4 protein-coding genes and 1 pseudogene are annotated in these 4,777 nt (G+C 69.2%); all 5 read right to left on the bottom strand.

Features of this window, described 5'->3' with window-relative positions:
• Window positions 1-288 (bottom strand): annotated as a pseudogene (locus HUU95_RS08740) (hypothetical protein); the annotation flags it as partial.
• On the bottom strand, window positions 285-1,766 hold the full coding sequence (gene tssC, locus HUU95_RS08735) for a type VI secretion system contractile sheath large subunit (RefSeq protein ID WP_174279760.1): 1,482 nt from the start codon (window positions 1,764-1,766) through the stop codon (window positions 285-287). The gene tssC (HUU95_RS08735) and the pseudogene HUU95_RS08740, both read right to left, overlap by 4 nt.
• Window positions 1,767-1,772: 6 nt before the next feature.
• Complete coding sequence (tssC, locus tag HUU95_RS08730; protein WP_174279759.1) at window positions 1,773-3,266, bottom strand: type VI secretion system contractile sheath large subunit; 1,494 nt, start codon at window positions 3,264-3,266, stop codon at window positions 1,773-1,775.
• Window positions 3,263-3,775 carry a type VI secretion system contractile sheath small subunit gene (tssB, locus tag HUU95_RS08725; protein WP_174279758.1) on the bottom strand — a complete coding sequence of 171 codons (513 nt, stop codon included), beginning with the start codon at window positions 3,773-3,775 and terminating at the stop codon, window positions 3,263-3,265. Before tssB ends, tssC (HUU95_RS08730) begins: the two co-directional genes overlap by 4 nt.
• An 11-nt stretch (window positions 3,776-3,786) precedes the next feature.
• Window positions 3,787-4,777: ImpA family type VI secretion system protein (locus HUU95_RS08720; protein WP_174279757.1), on the bottom strand; the 991-nt coding region annotated here is incomplete at its 5' end.

Genomic DNA, 4,777 nt, shown 5'->3' with positions numbered 1-4,777 from the left:
CTGCGCGACCAGCTCGGGCGGGCGGCGCTGTTCCCAGGTCTCCGCCCGCGCGACCGCGGCGCGCAGCAGCTGTCGGGTGAGCGCGGTCGGCACCGCCAGCGTCGGGTCCTGCCTCGCCGCCAGCTCCAGCTGCGCGTCCGCGCGTTCCCATTCGCCCTGAAGGATCAGCACGTCCGCCATGTCGAGCCGGTGGCGCGCGATGGCCGGCTCGGCACGCACCCGCTCGGCGACCGCGGCGCGCAGCCCGGCGAGGTCGCCGTCGCGCAGCAGGGCAACGGCGTCGCTCACGCCGCCCCCGGATCGCGAAGCACGGTCGTCAGGTGGAATTCGCTGATCGCCTGATCGAGCTGGAAATGCGGCTTGAGCGCCACCTGGCACTGGTAGCTGCCGGGCGAGCCGGGCATTGCGGCGACGCTGATCCGGCCCTCCTGCAACGGGTAGCGCGCCTTCTGCTCGAAGGTCAGGTCGGTCCCGCTCGACACATAGCGACCGATCCAGCGCTGGAGCCGCGTCTCGCACTCCTCGGCCGATTTGGCCGAGCCGATCCACTCGCGCCCGATCACCTTCAGATAATGCGCGAACCGCGACACGCACAGGATGTAGTTCAGCATGGTGCCGAGCTGCTGGTTGGTCCGCGCGACCTCCGTGTCGAATATGGTGGTCGGCTTGTGCGCGGACGGCAGGTTGTGGATCGCCAGATACGGCGTGTCCTTGACGCGGCGCACGCAGATCACCCCGGCATCGGCCAGCTCGCGGTCGAGCGTCTCCGACAGCTGCACCTCCAGCGGCGGCTTGACGAACTTCTTCGGCGCATCGGTCTCCACGTCGAGCAGCGGCAGCGTCGCCACCAGCCCGGCGGTCAGCTCGTCGCGGACAAGGCCGCGCACCGTCGCCGGCCAGCGATAGTCGTTGAACGCGCGCAGCGCGACATGCGCCACCGCCAGCGCCGCGCCGCCCCACAGCGAGCCGTGCTCGTCCGCCTCGTACGCCCATCCGCAATCGCCCGCCTGCCGCCCGCGCCGTGGCCCCCGCAGTCGGATCGGCGGCGTCGCGATCCCGACGAAGCGCGAGTCCGGCCGCGCCTGGAAGCCGCGCAGCCGGGTATAGGCGGGGTTGCGGAAGTCGGCGGCCAGCGTCTGGCGCAGGTCCATCTCCGCCAGGCGGTCGACGCCGAACAGGCCGGGCGCCGCGTCGACCACGATCGGCGCGAACGCGGCGGCGCAGGCCTGCGACAGATGGCGCAGCACCTCCACGTCGTCGGTCGGATGGCCGCGCGCGGGGCGGTGCTGCACGGCATATAGCCCGACCAGCAGCGAAAACGGCACGCCACCGGGCATGTCGAACTCCTGCGCATAGAGCAGGTCGAACAGCGCGCTGCGGTCGAACTCGGCGGCGCGGTCGAAATCGCGCGCGACCTCGGTCCAGCGCGCGTCGAGCACCCGAATGCGCGACGCGCCGTCGACGTCCAACCCGCTCGTCAGCCACCGCACGCCCCTCCAGGCAGCTTCCAGCGCCGCGAAGCGGGGATGCGCGAGGATGGCGTCCACCTGCTCGGACAGCGCCTGATCGATCCGGGCGATCAGCCGGTCTGCGGCAGTCCGGCTGGGTGCGCCGTCAAACCAGTCGGACCAATCCTGCCCGCCGCCGGGGGCGAGCAGTGGATCGAGCAGCGAGTCGTGGAAAGTGCCGTCGTCCAGTGCCGCGAGCAGCACGTCGCCGACCGCCCCCGCGCGCGCCTCCGGCTCGGCCGCGAGCGCGGTCGCCACCGCGGCTCAGGACTTTTGCGGGATGCGGGCGACCAGCCGCAGCGAAGCGGTCAACTCTTCCATCTGCAACCACGGACGCAGATAGGCGATCGCGTTGTAGCTGCCCGGCGACCCCGGGATCTCCGTCACCTCCACCCGCGCGTCCCGCAGCGGGAACTTGGCGCGCATCTCCTGCCCGCCGCCCTCGGCCGAGTTGACGTAGTTCATGATCCAGCGGTTCAGCCAGTTCTGGACATCCTCGACCTCCATGAACGAGCCGATCTTGTCGCGTCCCATCACCTTCAGATAGTGCGCGAAACGGGAGCTGGCGAGGATATACGGCAGCCGCGCCGAGATCGCGGCGTTCTCCGTCGCGGCGGGGCGGTCGTACTTCTTGGGCTTCTGCGTCGTCTGCGCCCCGAAGAACACGGCATAGTCGGTGTTCTTGTAATGGCACAACGGGAGGAAGCCGAGGTCGGACAGCTCCTTCTCGCGCCGGGACGTGATTGCGATCTCGGTTGGGCATTGCTCGCTCATGTCGCCGTCGTCGGACAGGAACAGGTGCGTGGGCAGGTCGGCGACCTTGCCGCCGCCCTCCGCGCCGCGGATCGCGGTGGTCCAGCCGCTCTCCGAAAAGGCCGATGTCAGCCGCGTGCCCAGCGCGTAGGCCGCGTTCATCCAGCAATAATCGTCGTGCGGCAGCGGCTTGGGCGCGCCCTCGGCAGAGAAGGGCGCCTCTTCATAGTCGAACTCGTCCACCGCCCTGGTCGTCTCGCCATAGGGCTGGCGGGCGAGCACGCGCGGCATCGCGAGCGTGACGAAGCGAGCGTCATCCGTGTCGCGATAGGAGCGCCACTTGTTATACTCGGTCGCCTGGAACTTGTCGGACAGGTCGCGCGGCTTGGACAGCTCCTCGAACGTCTCGAAGCCGAACATCTGCGGCCCGGCCGCCGCGATGAACGGCGCGAACGAGGCGGCGGCGATCCCCGACATGTTGCGCAGGAGCTGGAGGTCCTCCTGTCCCGCGCCGAAATAATAGTCGCCGATCAGCGCGCTGTACGGCTCGCCGCCGGGCGTGCCGAACTCGTTCTCGTAAATCTTCTTGAACAGGGTCGACTGGTCGAACTCGATCGCCCGCTCCAGGTCGCGCGCCAGCTCCTTCTTGCTGGCGTTGATGACGCGGACCTTGATGTCGCGACCGGTGTTGCTGCCGTGCACGAGATAATGCAGCCCTCGCCAGCTGCCCTCCAGCGCCTTGAACTTGGGATCGTGCATGATCGCGGCGAGCTGGCGCGACAATTTCTGGTCGATCGCCGCGATCGCCTCGCTCATCGTCACCGCGAGGTTGCGCGAATAGGTGACGGTGCCAGCGGTCGCCTCGTCGGTCAGCGCGCGCAGCAGGGTCTCGACCTCGTCGCGATCGGTCTGGCGGGTGACGCCGATCGCCTCGTCGAGCAGGCTGCGCCCGTCCGTTACGGTGGTCGTGGCGGCCGGCTGACCCGCCCGGTTGGTGTCGCTCATGCGTTCTTGTCTCCGCGCTCGCCGTCCAGTTCGGCCCTGAGCGCCTTCAGCTGGCCTTCGTCCTGGAGGATGCCCTCCAGCAGGCTTTCGAGCTTCTCCGAGCCGTCCGCCTTGGCCATCAGGTCACGCAGCTTGTTGCGCGTCTCCAGCAGCTTGCGCAACGGCTCGACCTGCTGGACGACCTGACCCGGCTCGAAATCCTCCATCGACCCGAACTGCAGCTCGACGGGCAAGGTGGTGCCGTCATCGTTGAGCGTGTTCTCGACGCGCAGCTTGAGACCGGGCGACATGCGCCGCATCACCTGATCGAAATTGTCTCGGTCGATCTGGATGAACTTGCGGTCGCGCAGCGGCTTGAGCGGCTCCGTCGGGTCGCCGGAGAAATCGCCCATCACGCCGATCACGAAGGGCAGCTCCTTCACCTCCACCGCACCCTCGGTCTCCACATCATAGGTGATGTGGACGCGCGGCTTTCGCACCTTCTTCAGCTTGTCGTGGACGCTCGACATCCCAATTCCCCTCAGAAGGTGGTGACCCCACCACCGCCATCGCCCGCCGGCTCCACCCGGATGCCCGCGCGCAGCATGAACATCGCCCGTTGGTCCCGATCCGGGATCAGCTCGCCGATGAGCTCGTCCAGCGGCAGATTGGCGCGCCTCACGAGATCACGCAAGCCATGTCCGATGAGCGACTGCGGTTCCGTCCGATCAAAGAAACCCGCAATCTCGATCAGGGTTGCAAGCGCGCCACGTCGATCGAGCGGATTTTGTTTCGGCGCCGTTTCGGGACGGCCCTCCGCCGGTTCCGCGGCCGATGTCGTCGGAAGGGACAATGCCTCCGCCACGATCTGCAACGGAGCGTCCGCGCGCCCTCGACCGAATGCGTCGGCGAGCGCGGTGAGCGGCACGGCGACCTGCGAGCCGAACCGCCCCGCGTCCGTCCGCTCGTCGAGCGCCGTCATCAGCCGGTCGAGCTCGGCCAACGCGCGCTCTGACGCCGCCAGGTTCGTGGCGGCGAAGTCCGGCGAGGCGGCAGCCACCGCGCCCTCCAGTTGCTGCACCCGTTGCGCGTGCTTGGCCGACAGCTCCTCGCGCACGACGGGATCGTCGTGCCGGATCGACTGACCGCGCACCGCTTCCAGCGTCCACAGCGCGACGTGGCGGTCGGGGGCGTCGGTCAGCGGCAGCAGGCGAAGCGGCTGGATCAACGTCCCCGCCTCCTCGCGCCCGAACAGGCCGAACAGCGGCGCGAGCCGCGCATCCGCCTCATCGTCCGGATCGAAGGGGTGCAGCCCGTCATGCCAATAGCCGGTCACCAGCTCGACCAGCAGCGTGAAGCCGTCCGCCAGGCCCGGTAACCCGTCCGTCCGCAGCCATGCCTCGACCAGCCACGCCGCGACCTGCAGGTCCTTGCCCTGCTCCGCCAGCAGCCGGGTCGCGCCCGCCGCCACCGCCTCCCACGCGCGCAGTCCCGCGACGAGCGGGTCCAGGTCCGGGTCCCCCGCCGCCAGC

This window comes from Sphingomonas bacterium (genome assembly GCF_903643065.1).
Classification (GTDB): Bacteria; Pseudomonadota; Alphaproteobacteria; order Sphingomonadales; family Sphingomonadaceae; genus Sphingomonas.
Note: the sequence above shows the minus strand (reverse complement) of the source record. Positions and strands in the feature narration are given on the sequence as shown.

Bases quoted from the DNA above. Each gene is read 5' to 3' on its own strand.
- tssC (WP_174279759.1), bottom strand. From the start codon at position 3,266: ATGAGCGACACCAACCGGGCGGGTCAGCCGGCCGCCACGACCACCGTA.
- tssB (WP_174279758.1), bottom strand. From the start codon at position 3,775: ATGTCGAGCGTCCACGACAAGCTGAAGAAGGTGCGAAAGCCGCGCGTC.